General features: G+C 67.0%; 18 protein-coding genes. 8 read left to right on the top strand and 10 right to left on the bottom strand.

Features of this window, described 5'->3' with window-relative positions:
- Positions 1-88 precede the first annotated feature (88 nt).
- Both BST10_RS05385 and BST10_RS05380 read right to left on the bottom strand, forming a co-directional pair.
- Positions 89-679 carry a TetR/AcrR family transcriptional regulator gene (locus BST10_RS05385; RefSeq protein WP_163762391.1) on the bottom strand — a complete coding sequence of 197 codons (591 nt, stop codon included), beginning with the start codon at positions 677-679 and terminating at the stop codon, positions 89-91.
- The gene (locus tag BST10_RS05380; protein WP_083036890.1) at positions 660-1493 is read right to left on the bottom strand and encodes an SDR family NAD(P)-dependent oxidoreductase; all 834 of its coding nucleotides are present in this window, start codon (positions 1491-1493) and stop codon (positions 660-662) included. The genes BST10_RS05385 and BST10_RS05380 overlap by 20 nt, the downstream gene beginning before the upstream one ends.
- Positions 1494-1605: 112 nt before the next feature.
- On the opposite strand from BST10_RS05380, the gene BST10_RS05375 reads away from it, so the two are divergent.
- Positions 1606-2469 carry an LLM class F420-dependent oxidoreductase gene (locus tag BST10_RS05375; protein ID WP_083036887.1) on the top strand — a complete coding sequence of 288 codons (864 nt, stop codon included), beginning with the start codon at positions 1606-1608 and terminating at the stop codon, positions 2467-2469.
- A complete protein-coding gene (locus tag BST10_RS05370; RefSeq protein ID WP_083036884.1) occupies positions 2466-2972 on the top strand; it encodes a nuclear transport factor 2 family protein in 507 nt (168 codons plus the stop codon). Before BST10_RS05375 ends, BST10_RS05370 begins: the two co-directional genes overlap by 4 nt.
- Here the strand turns inward: BST10_RS05370 and BST10_RS05365 are convergent.
- Positions 2935-3807 carry an alpha/beta fold hydrolase gene (locus BST10_RS05365; protein ID WP_083036883.1) on the bottom strand — a complete coding sequence of 291 codons (873 nt, stop codon included), beginning with the start codon at positions 3805-3807 and terminating at the stop codon, positions 2935-2937. The genes BST10_RS05370 and BST10_RS05365 overlap by 38 nt on opposite strands.
- Complete coding sequence (locus BST10_RS05360; protein ID WP_083036882.1) at positions 3804-4040, bottom strand: hypothetical protein; 237 nt, start codon at positions 4038-4040, stop codon at positions 3804-3806. The genes BST10_RS05365 and BST10_RS05360 overlap by 4 nt, the downstream gene beginning before the upstream one ends.
- Before the next feature lie 31 nt (positions 4041-4071).
- On the opposite strand from BST10_RS05360, the gene BST10_RS05355 reads away from it, so the two are divergent.
- The gene (locus BST10_RS05355) at positions 4072-4236 is read left to right on the top strand and encodes a hypothetical protein (protein WP_205277441.1); all 165 of its coding nucleotides are present in this window, start codon (positions 4072-4074) and stop codon (positions 4234-4236) included.
- Here BST10_RS05355 and BST10_RS05350 read toward each other — a convergent pair.
- On the bottom strand, positions 4233-5261 hold the full coding sequence (locus BST10_RS05350; RefSeq protein ID WP_083036881.1) for a fused (3R)-hydroxyacyl-ACP dehydratase subunits HadA/HadB: 1029 nt from the start codon (positions 5259-5261) through the stop codon (positions 4233-4235). The genes BST10_RS05355 and BST10_RS05350 overlap by 4 nt on opposite strands.
- Before the next feature lie 107 nt (positions 5262-5368).
- Positions 5369-5806 carry an SRPBCC family protein gene (locus tag BST10_RS05345; RefSeq protein WP_083036880.1) on the bottom strand — a complete coding sequence of 146 codons (438 nt, stop codon included), beginning with the start codon at positions 5804-5806 and terminating at the stop codon, positions 5369-5371.
- Between the two features lie 71 nt (positions 5807-5877).
- Here BST10_RS05345 and BST10_RS05340 point away from each other — a divergent pair, with 71 nt between their 5' ends.
- Together BST10_RS05340 and BST10_RS05335 are read left to right on the top strand one after the other, a co-directional pair.
- On the top strand, positions 5878-6630 hold the full coding sequence (locus BST10_RS05340; RefSeq protein WP_083036879.1) for an SCO6745 family protein: 753 nt from the start codon (positions 5878-5880) through the stop codon (positions 6628-6630).
- A 45-nt stretch (positions 6631-6675) separates the two neighbouring features.
- Positions 6676-7950 (top strand): amidohydrolase family protein, encoded by a 1275-nt coding sequence (locus BST10_RS05335; RefSeq protein ID WP_083036875.1) that lies wholly within the window; start codon positions 6676-6678, stop codon positions 7948-7950.
- A gap of 8 nt (positions 7951-7958) precedes the next feature.
- Here BST10_RS05335 and BST10_RS05330 read toward each other — a convergent pair whose 3' ends face one another.
- Together BST10_RS05330 and BST10_RS05325 are read right to left on the bottom strand one after the other, a co-directional pair.
- A complete protein-coding gene (locus BST10_RS05330; RefSeq protein ID WP_013831138.1) occupies positions 7959-9140 on the bottom strand; it encodes an acyl-CoA dehydrogenase family protein in 1182 nt (393 codons plus the stop codon).
- Positions 9141-9257: 117 nt separating this feature from the next.
- Positions 9258-9818: a TetR/AcrR family transcriptional regulator gene (locus BST10_RS05325; RefSeq protein ID WP_109559427.1), complete on the bottom strand. Its 561-nt coding sequence runs from the start codon at positions 9816-9818 to the stop codon at positions 9258-9260.
- Between the two features lie 125 nt (positions 9819-9943).
- On the opposite strand from BST10_RS05325, the gene BST10_RS05320 reads away from it, so the two are divergent.
- Genes BST10_RS05320 through BST10_RS05310 form a run of 3 tightly spaced genes read left to right on the top strand, consistent with a single transcriptional unit; the run spans position 9944 to position 13661 of the window.
- Positions 9944-10408 carry a hypothetical protein gene (locus tag BST10_RS05320; RefSeq protein ID WP_083036872.1) on the top strand — a complete coding sequence of 155 codons (465 nt, stop codon included), beginning with the start codon at positions 9944-9946 and terminating at the stop codon, positions 10406-10408.
- Positions 10405-10848 carry an MmpS family transport accessory protein gene (locus BST10_RS05315; protein WP_013831135.1) on the top strand — a complete coding sequence of 148 codons (444 nt, stop codon included), beginning with the start codon at positions 10405-10407 and terminating at the stop codon, positions 10846-10848. The genes BST10_RS05320 and BST10_RS05315 overlap by 4 nt, the downstream gene beginning before the upstream one ends.
- On the top strand, positions 10845-13661 hold the full coding sequence (locus BST10_RS05310) for an MMPL/RND family transporter (RefSeq protein WP_083036869.1): 2817 nt from the start codon (positions 10845-10847) through the stop codon (positions 13659-13661). The genes BST10_RS05315 and BST10_RS05310 overlap by 4 nt, the downstream gene beginning before the upstream one ends.
- Here BST10_RS05310 and BST10_RS05305 read toward each other — a convergent pair.
- Both BST10_RS05305 and BST10_RS05300 read right to left on the bottom strand, forming a co-directional pair.
- Entirely contained in the window at positions 13658-14797 is a 1140-nt protein-coding gene (locus BST10_RS05305; protein WP_083036867.1) for an epoxide hydrolase family protein, read from the bottom strand. The genes BST10_RS05310 and BST10_RS05305 overlap by 4 nt on opposite strands.
- Positions 14794-15387, bottom strand: coding sequence for a TetR/AcrR family transcriptional regulator (locus tag BST10_RS05300; RefSeq protein WP_083036864.1), 594 nt, complete (start codon positions 15385-15387; stop codon positions 14794-14796). Before BST10_RS05300 ends, BST10_RS05305 begins: the two co-directional genes overlap by 4 nt.
- Positions 15388-15417: the final 30 nt, after the last annotated feature.

The raw sequence follows: 15417 nt of genomic DNA, 5'->3' as shown, positions 1-15417 counted from the left end.
CTCTCGGAGCGGAGAGGCGCCCCCGTTGAGTCCGCGTAGAACTCGCTGTGCGCGGTGTGAAAGTGCGCTATGCATCGGTAGCACCAAGCTAGGTTTTGCGCCAGGGCGCCAGCAGCAGTTGGCACGCGCGGCGCATGTCGGTTTCGGCTTGCGCCGGTGTGGTCTCACCCATCACCGCCCACGACAAGACGCCGTAGGCGCACTGCTCGACCAGCAGCGCGAGCTGGGCGTCCTGCGATGCGGGGCGGGTGATCCCGGCGACCGACAGGATGATCTCGCGCAGATTGAAGTCGCCGGCCGCTCCGGACTCGGCTCGCCGGGCATTGACCGAAGTGATCATCGCGCGGGCCAGCCGGGGGCGGGCGAGCATGGACCGGCAGATGCCGGCCATGAGTTCGCTGATATCGGCTGCCGGACATCCGGTCGCCGGCTCCGGCGGGGTGACGGATCGGGTGTAGTGCAACAGCAGCGCGCTGAACAGGTGATGTTTCGTCGGGTAGTAGCGATAGACAGTGGTGATTGAAACGCCGGATTGATCCGCCACAGCCTGCATCCGGACCGCCTCCAGCCCGTCGCGGGCGCCCAGTCGGGCGGCGGTGGCGAGAATCCGTTCGCAGCGCCGTCGTTGGGCGGCCGTCCTGGGAGTCGCCGGCTCGCGATCAACCGGTGGGCGGGGCATCGGGGTCCGGGATGGGCGCGCCACCGAGCAGCTTCTGCATCATCCGATGGGACGCGAGCACGGCTGCGGCCCGGTCGGGCGTGGCGCGCAGCGCGGGATTCCCGGCATGAGCCGAGACGACGTGCACCGGGCCGTGGGGGAGCTGGGCCAGTCCCTCGCGGGCGACATCGGCCGGATCGGACACCGGCATCCCGGCGATATCGAAGTTGAGCCCCACCCGCTGCATGGCCGGTGTCCTGGTGACGCCGAGCACCAGTTCGAGCACATGCACGTTGTGTTCGCGCAACTCCAGCCACAGGCCTTCGGCGTAGATCCGGGTGAACGCCTTCACGCCGCCGTACACGCTGTGTCGCGCCGAGCCCTGGTAGCCGGTGAGCGAGCCGACCAGCAGCACGCCGCCGCGCCGGCGAGCACGCATCGGGCCGGCGAAGTGATGGATCAATGCCAGCGGAGCCGTCACGTTCAGGTCGATCACCTGCTGGAAGGCCGCCAGGTCGCCGTCGAGGAACTCTGCGCTGTGGGTGTTGGCCCCCGCGTTGTAGATCAGCAGACCGATCTCGAGATCGGTTGTGGCAGCGAAGATCTGCGCGCGGCCATCCGGATCGGTCAGGTCCACGGCCAACTCGTGGACCTGCCCGCCCAACTCGCGGCAGCGTTCGGCGGTGTCGTGCAGTGGCCCCGATTTGCGGGCGATCAGGACCAGGTTGACCCCGGCCCGGGCCAGCAGTAGGGCGAACTCCGCGCCGACGCCCTCCGAACCGCCCGCGATCACGGCCCAGGGCCCGTACTGGCCCCGCCACTCACCGCTGGACACGCGCCGCCTCCATAACTAAAATTGATTCCAGTTTTTCTGAAGACTACCTCAGCCATCAGGCGCAACGAAAGTGCAGGAAGCCATTGCGGTACGACCAAGCCAGGGCCTGTCGATGAGACTCGGCCTGTTCACGCCGGTGGTGATCCAGATCCCCGGTACCGCGTCCGAGTGGGAAGCCGACGGCGGAATCGACGACGTCGCCGAGATCGGAGCGACCGCCGACGACCTGGGATTCGCCCACCTCACCTGCTCGGAACACGTCGCGGTGCCCGTCGAAGTGGCGGCTGTACGCGGCGCGACGTACTGGGACCCGTTGGCCACCTTGTCGTTTCTCGCCGCACGCACCCGACGGATCAGGCTGGTCACCTCTGTGCTGGTGCTCGGCTACCACCACCCGCTGGAGATCGCCAAGCGCTACGGCACCCTCGACCGGGTCAGCGCCGGTCGGCTGACGCTCGGGGTGGGCGTCGGTTCACTGCGGGAGGAGTTCGACCTGCTCGGCTGCGCCTGGGAGGATCGCGGCGCCCGCGCCGACGACGCGATGAAGGCACTGCGCGCGTCGTTGTCGACCAGCCGGCCCGCATACCACGGCGACTACTACCGATACGACTCGCTGATCGTGGAGCCGTGCGCGGTGCAGCCGCGGGTGCCGATCTGGGTGGGTGGCCGAACCAGGCGCTCGCTGCGGCGCGCGGTCGAACTGGGCGACGGCTGGACGCCGTTCGGCCTGACGGTGGACGAGATCGCGAAAATGCTCGGCTCCGTCGATGTTCCCGATGACTTCGCCGTCGTGCTGGCGACACCGCCGCTGGACCCGATCGGCGCCCCGCAACACGCCACGGACCAGATCGAGCGGCTGGCCGAAGCGGGGGCGACGGATGTCAGCTGTGTGATCTCGGCGCAATCCGCGGGGCACTTCTGCAACCAGCTCGCAGCACTCGCGCAGCTGACGAACCTGGCCGGGGAAGGATCGTGACCGACCAACGGCTCGCCGACCTCGAACGTCGGCTGCAGCGCATCGAAGACGAACGCGCGATCGAGCGAATGATCGCCTCCTACGGCCCCCTGGTGGATGCCGGCGATGCCGGCGCCACCGCCGCCCTGTGGTCCGACGACGGCGTCTATGACGTCGAGGACTGGCTCATGCAGGGTCGCAGCGACGTCGCCGCGATGGTTCGCTCGTCGGGACACCAGAATCTGATCAACCGCGGCTGCGTGCATTTCCTCGGCCCGGCTGTGGTCACCGTCCACGGCGACGACGCGGTCGCGGTATGCGCGTCGACGCTGTTGGTCAAACGCGAGACCGGCTATCAGGTGGCGCGCGGGGGCGCCAACTATTTCCACCTCAGGCGCGAGTCCGAAGCGTCCTGGCAGATCGTCAAGCGGATCACCCGGCGCCTCGACGGCAGCGCCGAAAGCCGCGCCCTATTGGCGGACGGAGTTATGGGACGGATTCGAGAAACTCGCGCACCAGGTTGACGAGCTCGTCGGGCCGGTCGTAGGTGACGATGTGCCCGGCACCGGCGATGGTGGCGAGGCGGGAATCCGGGGTGGCAGCATGGGCTTTCGCCAGTGCTCCCGCACCGACCAGCGGATCGTCGGCGCCGCGGACCCACAGGGTCGGCACGGCCAGTCGCGGCAACTCGGGCAGCAGATTCAGTCGCATCGAGCGCGGGCCGTAGGACTCGATCTGCCAGTCGTCCAAGGCCTTCTCGCCGTATCGGTGCTTGGCGCGGGCCTCACCCACCGCCGCGGCCATGATCTCCTCGAAATCCGGGGTCTGTTCTCCGGCAGTCAGATTGGCGACCATGGACCGGCGGATGGCGCCGGGAAAACGGGCCAGGCACCAGGTGCCGGCGCGCAGCAGGCCGGGGGTCCGCATGACCAGCCAGGTCAGCAACTGCGCCGGGCGTTTGGCGTCGAGTCCGCCGGGCCCGATCGCGACCAGGGAGCTGACGCGCTCTGAATGCTCGAGGGCGAAGCCGGTGGCGATCCCGGCGCCCAGTGACAGCCCGATCAGCGCCACCTGCGGTAGCCCCAATGCGTCGAGCAACTCGTGCAGGAAGCGGCGGAAGAACGCGTCGTCGAGCACGCCGCGCCAGGGCCTGCTGGCCCCGTGGCGGGGCAGATCGATCAGATACACCCGGAAGTCGGCGGCCAGCGCCGGCGCGACACGTCGCCACACCCCGTGGGCGGTATCGAGCATCGCACCGTGCAGCAGCAGCAGGGGCGGCCCGGTATCGCCGGCGCGGTAGACCCGCACCGGGCCGCCGCACACCGTCAGGTCGGTGTGGTTGTCGAACAGGTCGGTCACGGTGGTCTCCGCCCGCCGGCGGCCCGCCGCAACATCCGCACATAGATCGACCATGAACTGTGTGGACCGCGTGAATTCAGCGCTGTTGCCGCCGTGTCCAGTGCATCCTCGATGGGCGCGTCGTGTAGCGGACGAAAGATCAACGGCCAGCTCAGCACGGTCCATCCGGCGGTAACGGCGACCAAGGGGTGGCGCAGCTCGTAGCCGGCGAGGCCGGCTATCAGTGCGCCCACCTGCTCGAGGCTATCGACGGTGCACCCGGCTGTGCACATTGTTGACTCGCATCGCGCTCCCGACTTCGTCGGCCCCGACTGTTCACCGGCGGTATTGGCCGAGGCCGACACACTGGACCGGCGCACCGCCGAAGCGCTGGGCGCCTTCCTGGCCCGGTTCCCGGCCGCCGACGTGGCCCGCAGGCTGCTCGATTAGCGGAAGCGGACGTTCAGCGTCGCCAGGCCGAAGATCTTCTTGTCACCGGATTTCGCGCCGACCAGGATGACGCCGGTGCGGGTCTCGGGATCCAGCGACTTGATCTTGCCGCTGAACTCGATGTCAGCGCCCTCCTTGGCCGACACGACCGCCGGCGCCGACAGCCGCACCGCGTAGCGGGTGACCGCGCCGGGATCGCCGGTCCAGGCGGAGGCGAAACCGGCTCCCAGCCCCATGGTCAGCATGCCGTGGGCGATCACGTCGGGCAGCCCGGCCAGCTTGGCGATCTCCTCGTCCCAGTGGATCGGGTTGGCGTCCCCGGCCACCCCGGCGTAGTTCACCAGGTCGCCGCGCGACAGCCGGGTGTGGCGCACCGGCAGCGGGTCGCCGACCTTCAAACCGTCGAACGACGGTGTGGCCGGGGTGCGGGTCAGGCCGCCGTCGGCGATGCGGATCTCACCTTCGGGCCGCACCGTCTTTTCGTAGGCGGCCTCGGATTCACCGATGCCCAGGATGTTGACGTCGTGCATCATCGCGTTGTGCACGGCCGTCTTGATGGCCGGGTCGATGTCCTCGGCGGTCACCCCGACGACGGTGGTGTGCAGGGTGTGCACCCGCTCGCCGGCGGCGTCGGTGAAGGTGTTGGTGACGGTGATCAGGTCTCGGCCGGCGATCCGGCGCACCGACGTCAGCTCGACGTCGATCTTCAGCTCGTCTCCGGCGACGATCGGCCGGTGCTGCTCGAAGACCTCTTCGGTCTGCATGTAGGTGTCATAACCGACGACCACCGACTCGAACATCTCGCGGTTACAGCTCATGCCGGGGGTCGAGGTGAACGTCAGCGGCGCCACCACCTCGGGGTAGCCCATCTCCGCGGCCGCCGCGACGTCCCAGTGGGCCGGGTGATAGTCCTGCACCGCGCGGGCGTACTCGCGGACCTTCTCGCGGCCGACCAGGTAGGTGCCGTCCATCTGGTAGTAGTGGCCGACGCGTGCTTCCATCGGCGATGCCTGTGCTGCGGTCATGAATGGACTCAACCGTTCTGTCGGTGTGTTTGCTGCGCCCGACCCAAGCACCCTAGCGCGCGGACTCGGCGACCGGAGATCCCGTGTCCCCGGCCGGCCCGAGCCGATTAGGTGAGCAGCGGCGCCAGCATGCGCCAGCGGCGGTGCCGATGGGCGAACATCAGCCGGATGAACAGCCGAGTGCCCAACCCCTTGAAGCCGTCGTCGGTTTCGATCTCATCGGTGTAGCTACAGCGCTGCTCGTCAATGGGCGTGAAGGTGAGGCGATGGTTCCAGGTCCGCACCGGGCCGCCGTGCTCGTTGGTGTAGATCATCAGATCCTCGAGTTCTTTGACCTCGAGGTGATGCGTCCAGGACGGGATGACGCCGAACCACCACAGCCGCGCCGATGCGCGGGTCCCCACCTCGATGCGATCGGGCGCTGCCAGCGAAGGCATGGTGAGAGCCGGTGCGAGGACGAATTGCATCAATTCGGGCTTTCGCGCCAGAGCGGCGGCGCGTTGCGCCGGAATCGGTAGTTCAGTGCTGAGGGTGACTGTGCTCATCTGCTGTCAGCCTAGCCAGAGCCGCACGAGCCGGGGGATACTCTGCCAATTGCGTTAGAAGGAGCCGAACCATGAGCGACATCGAGAAGTCGGCCGCAGCCACCGGGGCGGCGATGGAGCAGGCCGTCGCGGTGTTCATGCTGCACCCGGAGACCTTCGCGGGCAGCATCGCCGCCGGCTATCAGAATCCGCTGGCCGGCTACGTCGCCGGGCGCGGCGGCGTGCTGGGCGAGGCCACCGGTGACGCCGTCGGTGCGGTGTTCGCGGTGTTCGAACCGACCGGACTGAGCTCGATGTGGGACGAGGGCATCGCGGTGCGCGGCGCTGCCGCTGCGGCGCAACAATATTGGAGCCAAACGGCCGAGTTCGGGCGCAAGTACCTCTCCGGCGCCCAGGGCCTGGATCGGATCGCCGCACTCGGGGAGAAGGTCATCGCGGCGACACCGCCGGCGGGCCTGCCATTGTTCGCCGGCTGGCGGGCGATGCCGTTGGCCGACGACGCCGCCGCGCGGGCGCTGCAGGTGATGTTCGTGCTGCGAGAACTGCGCGCCGGTGTGCACTTCAACGCGCTGACCATCTCCGGCATCACCCCGGTCGAGGCGCACATGCTCAACAAGGGGCCGCAGTACGCCACGATGTTCGGTTGGCCAGAGCCGTTCACCGACGGCGCCGACAAGAAGGACCGCTACGACCAGATCGAACAGCTCACCAACCGGCGGATGACGGAACTGTTCGCCGCCGCCCTGGCGCCGGACGAGGCCGCGGAACTGGCCCGGTTGAGCACCGCCGCGCTCGCCGTGTTGCAGGCCGCCGTTCCGGGCTGAGCTACGCCGAGCCGATACCCGATCTGGTGGAGAACTGAGGACAACATGGCTGACACCTGGAACAGCATCGACCGCTACGTCGTCATCTCGACCGACACCCACGCCGGAGCCGATCTCTACGATTACAAGCCGTATCTCCCGGCCGCGCTGCACGACGAGTTCGACGCCTGGGCCAAGGTGTACAGCAGCCCGTTCGACGACTTGATCGTCGCCACTGCCAACCGCAACTGGGACCACGACCTACGCATCACCGAGATGGACGCCGACGGCGTCGCCGCGGAGGTATTGCTGCCCAATACCGTTCCGCCGTTCTTCCCGACCACACCCAACATCACGATCAGCCTGCCGCGGACGCGCGACGAATTCGAGAAACGCTGGGCCGGGGTGCAGGCCCACAACCGGTGGCAGATCGACTTCTGTGCGATGGCACCGACCCGGCGCCGCGGATTGATTCAGATCTTCCCCAACGATGTCGAGCTGGCGCTCAAGGAAATTCGCTGGGGCGCCGAGCTGGGGTGCTTCGGTGGGGTGCTTATCCCGGCGGTCTCGGCGGGCGACCCGCAGGTGGCCCCGCTGTTTCACACCCGCTATGAACCGATCTGGGCGCTGTGCGCGGAGCTGGACCTGACAGTGGTGCAGCACGCCGGGGCCGGCAGTCCCGAGATGCCGATGGATCAGCCGGCCTCCAACGCCGTGCTGATCACCGAGATGGCGCTGTGGGCCCAGCGCACCCTGAGCCACCTGATCCTCGCCGGGGTCTTCGAGCGGCACCCGGCGCTGCGGTTCGTGCCGACCGAGCAGGGCACGCTATGGGTGCAGCAACAATTGATGATGCTCGACGCCATGGTGCCCACGATGAAGACCGATGCGCACAACCGTACCTACGGGATGTTCGGCGGGTCGTCCGTGGACGAGATGACCATGCTGCCCAGCGAGTACGCCCGCCGGAACTGCTATCTGGCCAGCGAGCTGATGCCCTATGACGCGACGACGATCGACTTCCTGGGTGCCGATCACATCATGTGGGGCAGCGACTATCCGCACGAGGAGGGCTTCTCGCCGCATTCCAAGCTGGCCATCCGCTGGGCGCTGCATGACCGGTCCGAAGAAGAGTGCCGAAAGATCCTGGCCGGAAATGCGGCTCGCCTGTACCGCTTCGACCTCGACGCGCTGGCCCCGGTGGCCGCCAAGATCGGACCCACGGTCACCGAAGTGGCGACACCGCTGGGTGACACCGGCTATCGCGCCCCGGCGGCCTTCGGCTATCGGCCGTTCGAGGGCGGGCTGGCCCTGAAGCGGTTGGCCCCGGCACGCGATTAGCTTCCGCGTCAGATCATCGCCCGTAGCAGGCCTTCCGGCTCGACGCCCAGCGAGCTCAGTGCCGAGGCGTGGAACGTGGTGCCCGGCACATGGATCGCGTGATTGAGCCCAGCATGTGCGTCACGCCAATACCGTTGCAGCGGTTTGTCCATCCGCAGCGCGTTGCCACCGGAACGGGCGAAAATCTGATCGACCGCCATCACGGCGCGCCACACCGCGCGAACCTGGGTGCGGCGTCCCGCGGCGCGGTCGGCGAAGCTGATCTCCTTGCCGTCGGCCACCATGTCGTAGATCCGGTCGGCGTTGGCCAGTAGTTCCTGGCGGGCCGCGTTGATATCGGCGGCCGCCTCGCCGATCGCGTACATGACGTACGGGTCGTCTTTGATAGCAGTCCCGGTGGCGCTCACCCGTTCCCGCTGGTAATCCAGATGGGCGGCCAGTGCGCCCTCGGCGATGCCGATGACCGCCGAGGAGATGCCGAGCGGAAACATCGTCGACCATGGCATCAGATACAGCGGGTTGGTCATGCCGGCTTCACGCTGAGCGCTGCCGTCCATCACCTTGAGACCGTCCATGGTGCGGTAGCCGGGGACGAACGCGTCCTGCACGATCACGTCCTTGGAGCCGGTCCCGCGCAGCCCCACCACATCCCAGGAGTCGTCGACGATCTCGTAGTCGGCGCGGGGCAGGATCATGTGCAGGATGGCCGGTGGCATGACCGGCACACCGTCGGCGTCGGCGACTATGGCACCGAGAATGATCCAGTCGCAGTGGTCGGTGCCAGAACTGAACTGCCAGTGACCGTTGAACAGGTAGCCCCCGTCGACCGGTTTGGCCACGCCCTGCGGAGCATACGGCGAGGCCATCCAGGTATCGATGTCCTCGGCCCACACCTCGTCGCCGACCCGCGGATCCGCGTAGGCCAGCTGGTAGGGATGCACGCCGACCACGCCCGCAACCCACCCGGCCGACGGATCCAGTGCCGCGGTAGCCATCACGGTCTCGGCCCACTCGCGGGGATGCGCTTCGTATCCGCCGTGTTTGGCGGACTGCAACAACCGGATCGACCCCGCGCTCTTCATGGCCTTGACCGTCTGATCGGTCAGCCGGCCGATCTTCTCCGCATCGCCGGCCTGCTCTCGCAACTGGTCGGCGATTCCCATCAGCCGGTCGATCACCCGCTCGCCCATGGTCTGACCCTTACGTCGGGGACTTCAAAAACGATGGTCCGCTGCAGATGATGATGTCACCGTTGGCGATTGGTGTCCGGAGAAAACGGCTGGTGTCCGGAGAAAACGGCAGTGAGTTCAGCCGATCGCCACACCGCGCTCGAATATCCGAATGAGCGACGGCACGATGCTGTGGCGCGGCACCGTGCCGTGTGCCGCTTCACTACAGGCCTTGACCAGCAGGCCGAACAGCGCGATCCGAATCCATTCCGGGGACAACTCCGGGTCGAAGACACCTTCCCGCTGACCGCGGATGATGAGTTCGAGGATCGGCGCGGAATCGGGCAGCTGTTCGGCAGGGATGTCCCGCAGCACGGCGGGATCGGCGAACAGGAACACGATCCGATCGCTCTCGGGCGCCAGCGTGGTGATCACCCGCCGCATCGCGTCGAGAGCCGGGCCTTCAGCGGTGGCCGCGGCCCCGATGATGCCGCGAATGACGCGGATCGAATCCAGGGTGGCCTCGTGGATCAGCCGGTCCCGGTCGGCGAAATAGCGGTGCAGCGTCGAGCGTGCGACCCGGGCGGCCGCGGCGATCTCGGGCAGCGTGGCGGTGCGATCTCGGGCCAGCACCGCCGCCGTCGCCTCCAGGATTGCCGCCCGTGTGCGTGATTGCGAACCAGTGAGCATCGGATCCATGCCACCCAGCATACGCACAGCTCCGTCTGTTTATGAGACGTTGACGTCCGATTAATAGAAATATATTCTTTGAAGTCGGACGATCAACTCTATGGCTGCTGGGCGAGGACGGGGCGGGTGGCGCGATGAGCTGGGACATGTTCGGCACGAACTGGCGGCTGTTCGGTGATCTGGCGGCGGTGGCCTTCGCGGCGATGTTGTGCTTTGCGACCGGGGCGTTCTGCTATGTCCGCCGATTGCAGGACCGGACACCGCCGCCGATCAGCGAAGGAATCGGAGCCCGCAAAGCCGTGCTGGTCAAGGTGCGCAAGCGCGAGCCGTTGTCATCGCAGGAACTGGAGTTCGCGGGCCGGGTCATCGCCGATCAACGAACGCCGCTGGCGTTCTGCATCCCCGCCGCGATCTTCTCGCTGGGCTGCTTTTATGTGCTGGGCAGCCTGGAGCAACTACACGGCGCCACGCCGTCCGAGCGTACTTTCCTCGGGGTGATCCCGATGCTCGGGTCGTTCAACGTGACTGCGCAGTTGGTGCGGGTGGTGAAGCTGAAGAAGCGCCTGCCGGCGGCAGCACAGCAGCGGGTCGGCGAGTGAGTGCCCGTTCGCCGCGCGGGTCGCTGCTGGCGCGCGCCTGGCTGCCACTGGTCGCGGTGATCGCGGTCAGCATCGGCGCGCTGGGCATGTGGAAGGTTCACCAGATATCCGCTCCCGGGCCGGTTTTGACGGTCAATCCGCCCCAGGCTCCCGAACAGTTCACCCCCAAGAAGCTCAGCTATGAGGTGTTCGGTTCGGAGGCCGACGGCGCCTTGGTGTCCTACCTCGACATCGACGGTCACCCCCACACCGTCGAGGTGGACGCGCTGCCGTGGCGCCACCAGGAGACCACGATGCTCACGGTGGTTTCCGGCAGCATCTCGGCGCAGGTGCGCGGCGACCACGTGGGCTGCCGGATCCTCGTCGACGACGTGGTCCGCGACGAGCACACCAACACGAGGGCGAACGCCGACATCACCTGCCGGGTCAAGTCCGCATGAGTCAGCCACGCTCGCTGCCGGCCCGGGTGGTCCGCGCGTTGTCGGTACCCATCATCATCTTCTGGGCGCTGCTGGCGGTGGTGACCAATACCTTTGTGCCGCAGGTGGAGCGGGTGGCCGAGGAACTCGCCGGGCCGATGGTCCCGACCTATGCGCCCTCGCAGGCCGCGATGCTGGCGATCGGTGAGAAGTTCCAGGAGTCCGACTCGACCAGCATGACGATGCTGGTACTGGAGGCCGATCGCCCGCTCGGGGACGCCGACCACCACTACTACGACGCGCTGGTGCGCACCCTGCAGTCCGACACCGACCACGTCCAGTACGTCATGGACACCTGGGGCAAACCGATCACCGCCGCCGGTGCCCAGAGCCTCGACGGCAAGGCCGCCTATGTGTTGCTGCGGCTGGCCGGAGATATCGGTCAGCTGGAGGCCAACGAGTCCGTCGCCGCGGTGCGGCAGACCGTCGCGGCCTCGGACCCGCCGCCGGGCCTGACGGTTTACGTCAGTGGCGCGGCACCGCTGGCGGCCGACACCGTGGCGACCGCCAACCGGAGCCTGAACAACATCACCATCGCGACGATCTTTCTGATCATCTTCATGCTGTTGGTGGTCTACCGCTCCTACATCACCATGCTGGTGCCGCTTTTCGGGGTGCTCATCTTGATGCTGGCCGCCAAGGGTGTCATCGCGACACTCGGTCACTTCGGCTACATCGAACTGTCGTCGTTCGCGGTGAACCTGGTGGTGGCGTTGACCCTGGGCGCCGGAACCGATTACGGCATCTTCCTGATGGGCCGCTATCACGAGGCACGCCTGAACGGCGAAAGCCGCGAGGACGCGTTCTACACCGCCTACCGCGGCGTGTCGCACGTGATCCTGGGTTCCGGGCTCACCATCGCCGGTGCGGCGTTCTGCCTGAGTTTCGCGCGGCTGAACTACTTCAACACCATGGGGCCGGCGGTGGCGATCAGCATGGTGTTGACGGTGACCGGAGCGTTGACGCTCGGGCCGGCGGTGCTGAGCGTGGGCAGCCTGCTCGGGTTGTTCGATCCCCGCCAGCAGGTCAAGGCACGGCTGTATCGCCGCATCGCCACATCGGTGGTGCGCTGGCCCAAACCGATCCTGACCGCCAGCGCCGCGCTGGTCACGGTGGGGGCGGTCTTCGTGCCGACCTACCAGGTCAGCTTCGACGACCGCACCTACCAGCCGCATGACTCCGCCGCCAACCTGGGTTTCGCGGCCGCGGACCGGCATTTCCCGCAGAGCAAGCTGTTCTCCGAGATGCTGATGATCGAGTCGGATCACGACATGCGCAACTCCGCGGACTTCATCTCGCTGGACCGGGTGGCCAAGGCGCTGATCCGGCTGCCCGGGGTGGCCATGGTGCAGAGCATCACCAGGCCGATGGGGCGCGCACTCGAACACGCGTCGCTGCCCTACCTGTTCACCATGCAGGGCAGCGCCAACGGCCAGCAACTGCCGTTCACCCGCGAGCAGAACGCCAACACCGACAAACAGGCGCAAATCATGGGCCACACCGTCGAGGTGCTGCAGACCACGATCGCGCTGACCCAGAAGCTGGCCGAGGAGATGCATTCCACCGTGCTCACCATGGCGGAGATGCAGGCGCTGACCGAACAGATGGATGAGGAGATCGCCAATCTGGACGACTTCATGCGCCCGATCCGCAGCTATTTCTATTGGGAACCGCACTGTTACGACATTCCGGTCTGCTGGGCGTTCCGGTCGCTGTGGGACATGATGGACAGCGTCGACAAGCTGGCCGAGAACATCAAGAACGCGGTGTCGTCGCTGGAGGTCGTCGATTCGCTGCTGCCGCAGTTGGTCACCCAACTCAACATCATGGCCGACGACCAGATCGCGTTGCGGTCGCTGATCGTCAACACCTACGGCAGCTCGGACATCCAAGCCCGCAACACCGATGAGACATTCGACGACATGATCAACGTCGGCAACGACTTCGACGCCTCCGGCAGTGACGATTTCTTCTATATCCCCCGGCCGGCGTTCGACAACGAAGACATCAAGACCGGGATGCAGTTGATGATGTCCCCGGACGGCAAGGCGGCCCGATTCATCGTCACCCACGAGGGCAACGCCATGGGCCCCGAGGGCATTGCCCATGTGGAGAAGTTCCCCGACGCCATCAAGATCGCGCTGAAGGAGACCTCATTGGCCGGCGCGAAGATCTACATCGGCGGCTCGGGTTCGAACAACAAAGATATCCAACAGTATTCGCGGTCGGATCTGTTGATCGCTGCGATTGCAGCTTTCGTGCTGATCTTCCTGATCATGCTGGTCATCACCCGAAGCCTGGTGGCGGCCATGGTGATTCCCGGCACCGTGGCGTTCTCCTATGCCGGGGCGTTCGGGCTGTCAGTGTTGATCTGGCAGCATCTGATCGGACTGCACCTGCACTGGCTGATCCTGCCGCTGACGTTCATCATCCTGGTGGCGGTCGGCTCGGACTACAACCTGCTGCTGATCGCCCGGCTCAAAGAGGAGCTTGGGGCCGGGCTCAACACCGGCCTGATCCGGGCGCTGGGCAGTACCGGCGGTGTGGTGACGTCGGCGGGCCTGGTGTTCGCGTTCACCATGCTTGCGATGCTGGCCAGCGATCTGCGTACCATCGGCCAGCTGGGTTCGACGGTGTGCATCGGCCTGCTGCTGGACACCTTGATCGTGCGGTCGTTCATCGTGCCGTGCCTGGTGCGGATCTACGGCCCGTGGTTCTGGTGGCCGACGATCGTGCGGCAGCGACCGCTGCGGCAGCGGGCGAACGCCCCCTAGAACACCCGCTGTTCGCTGAGGACATCTGCGAAGGCCGCCAGGTCGGCGACGAAGAGCGCGGGCTGCTCGAACGCGGCGAAATGCCCGCCGCGGTCTGCGACGGAGTAGTGAACGAGATTGTAGCGATGCGCGGCCCACGCCCGCGGGGTCTGCAGCATCTCGTAGGGGTACACCGCGTACCCGGTGGGCACGTCGACCCGGCCGGTCCACTTGCCGAGCGGGCCCGTTCCCGCCTGGGTGGATTCGCAGTACAGCCGGGCCGCCGAGGTCGCCGTCGCCGTCAGCCAGTAGAACATCAGGTTGTCGATGAGCCGATCGGCGCTGATCGGCATACCGTCGCGGGTGTCGCACCAGGCGTGGAACTTCTCCAGAATCCAGCCGGCCAGCCCCACCGGCGAGTCGTCCAGACCGAAGCCCAGCGAATGCGGCCGGGTGGCTTGCTGATTCAAATAGGCCATGCCGTCGGTCATCCGTTGGGCCGCGGCGGCGACCGCGGCCTGCTCGGTCTCGGTCACGGCGGCCAGCAACTCCGGGTCGTCCCGGTCGGGCGGTGCGAAGCACATGTTGGTGTGGATGGCAGCGACCCGATCTGCGTAGTGTTTGCCGAGGTGGCGGGTGACGATGGCACCCCAGTCGCCGCCCTGCGCGACGTACCGGTGGTAGCCCAGTTGTGCCATCACGTCGGCGACCGCGGCCGCCACCGCCGCGGAATCGACACCGCGCTGCCGGGTGGGCCCGGAGAAGCCGTACCCGGGCATCGAGATGACCACGACGTGGAAACGGGGACGCAGCAACGGTATTGCGTCGAGGAATTCGACGATCGATCCGGGCCAGCCGTGGGTGATCACCAGCGGAATGGCATTCGGGCCGGTCGCTCGGGCATGCAAGAAGTGCACCCGCTGCCCGGCGGCCTCGGTGACGAACGAGCCGATGGCATTGACTTCGGCTTCGACGCGGCGCCAGTCGTAGCGGTGCAGCCAGTGCTCCACCACGGCCTTGAGGAAGGTCTGGTCGGTGCCGTACTCCCAACCCGCGCCCTCGATCTCGGCCGGCCAGCGGGTGTTGGCCAACCGATGACGAAGGTCGTCGAGGTCGCGCTCCGCCACCTGGAGCACCAGCGGTTCGGGACCGATCACCGCCGGGCCCCGCTCAGCCCGGCGACGATGTGGTCGCACACGAAGCGGCGCACAGCGCGGGGACTGTCCAGGTTCACCCGCATGGGCGGCAGCAACTCGAAGCTGAACAGCAGCCGCACGATCCATTCGCCGGCGCGGCTCGCGTCGAGGGCCTCGCTGACTTCGCCGCTGCATTGGGCGGCGCGCACCAGCGGCGTCCACAACTGCACCGAGCGGCGCATCAACTCATCGCCGCCGTGTTCGAGCAGCAGCACCAGCACACTCTGGTTGATCGCGCGGGGCTCGGCGGTCGATCTGCGGCGATGCGCCGAGATCAGCACCGCCGCGGCCGCGACCTGCTCGGCCAGGCTCTGCTGCCGGCTCACCTCGGCGGCCATGGTCTCGATGAACACCGAGGACAGCTGTTCCAGCGCGGCGGCGATGGCGTCGTCGCGAGTCCCCAGGATGTTGTGCACCGTGCCGCGTGAGACGCCGGCCGCCTCGGCGACGGCGGTGAGGCTGAAGCGGCGAGGCCCGAGCTGTCGCAGGGTGTCTGTCGCCGCGGTGAGCAGCGGCGATGGCAGCGTTCGAGATCCTGCAGCGACGGGCACTTGCACACATTAACGAAATGTGTACAAATT

It is taken from the genome of Mycolicibacter algericus DSM 45454, assembly GCF_002086455.1.
GTDB lineage: Bacteria > Actinomycetota > Actinomycetes > Mycobacteriales > Mycobacteriaceae > Mycobacterium > Mycobacterium algericum.
The sequence above is the reverse complement of the archived record's forward strand: the minus strand, read 5'-3'. Positions and strand labels throughout refer to the sequence as shown.

Bases quoted from the DNA above. Each gene is read 5' to 3' on its own strand.
- BST10_RS05385 (WP_163762391.1), bottom strand. From the start codon at position 679: ATGCCCCGCCCACCGGTTGATCGCGAGCCGGCGACTCCCAGGACGGCC.
- BST10_RS05375 (WP_083036887.1), top strand. From the start codon at position 1,606: ATGAGACTCGGCCTGTTCACGCCGGTGGTGATCCAGATCCCCGGTACC.
- BST10_RS05350 (WP_083036881.1), bottom strand. From the start codon at position 5,261: ATGACCGCAGCACAGGCATCGCCGATGGAAGCACGCGTCGGCCACTAC.
- BST10_RS05345 (WP_083036880.1), bottom strand. From the start codon at position 5,806: ATGAGCACAGTCACCCTCAGCACTGAACTACCGATTCCGGCGCAACGC.
- BST10_RS05340 (WP_083036879.1), top strand. From the start codon at position 5,878: ATGAGCGACATCGAGAAGTCGGCCGCAGCCACCGGGGCGGCGATGGAG.
- BST10_RS05335 (WP_083036875.1), top strand. From the start codon at position 6,676: ATGGCTGACACCTGGAACAGCATCGACCGCTACGTCGTCATCTCGACC.
- BST10_RS05330 (WP_013831138.1), bottom strand. From the start codon at position 9,140: ATGGGCGAGCGGGTGATCGACCGGCTGATGGGAATCGCCGACCAGTTG.
- BST10_RS05325 (WP_109559427.1), bottom strand. From the start codon at position 9,818: ATGGATCCGATGCTCACTGGTTCGCAATCACGCACACGGGCGGCAATC.
- BST10_RS05320 (WP_083036872.1), top strand. From the start codon at position 9,944: ATGAGCTGGGACATGTTCGGCACGAACTGGCGGCTGTTCGGTGATCTG.
- BST10_RS05310 (WP_083036869.1), top strand. From the start codon at position 10,845: ATGAGTCAGCCACGCTCGCTGCCGGCCCGGGTGGTCCGCGCGTTGTCG.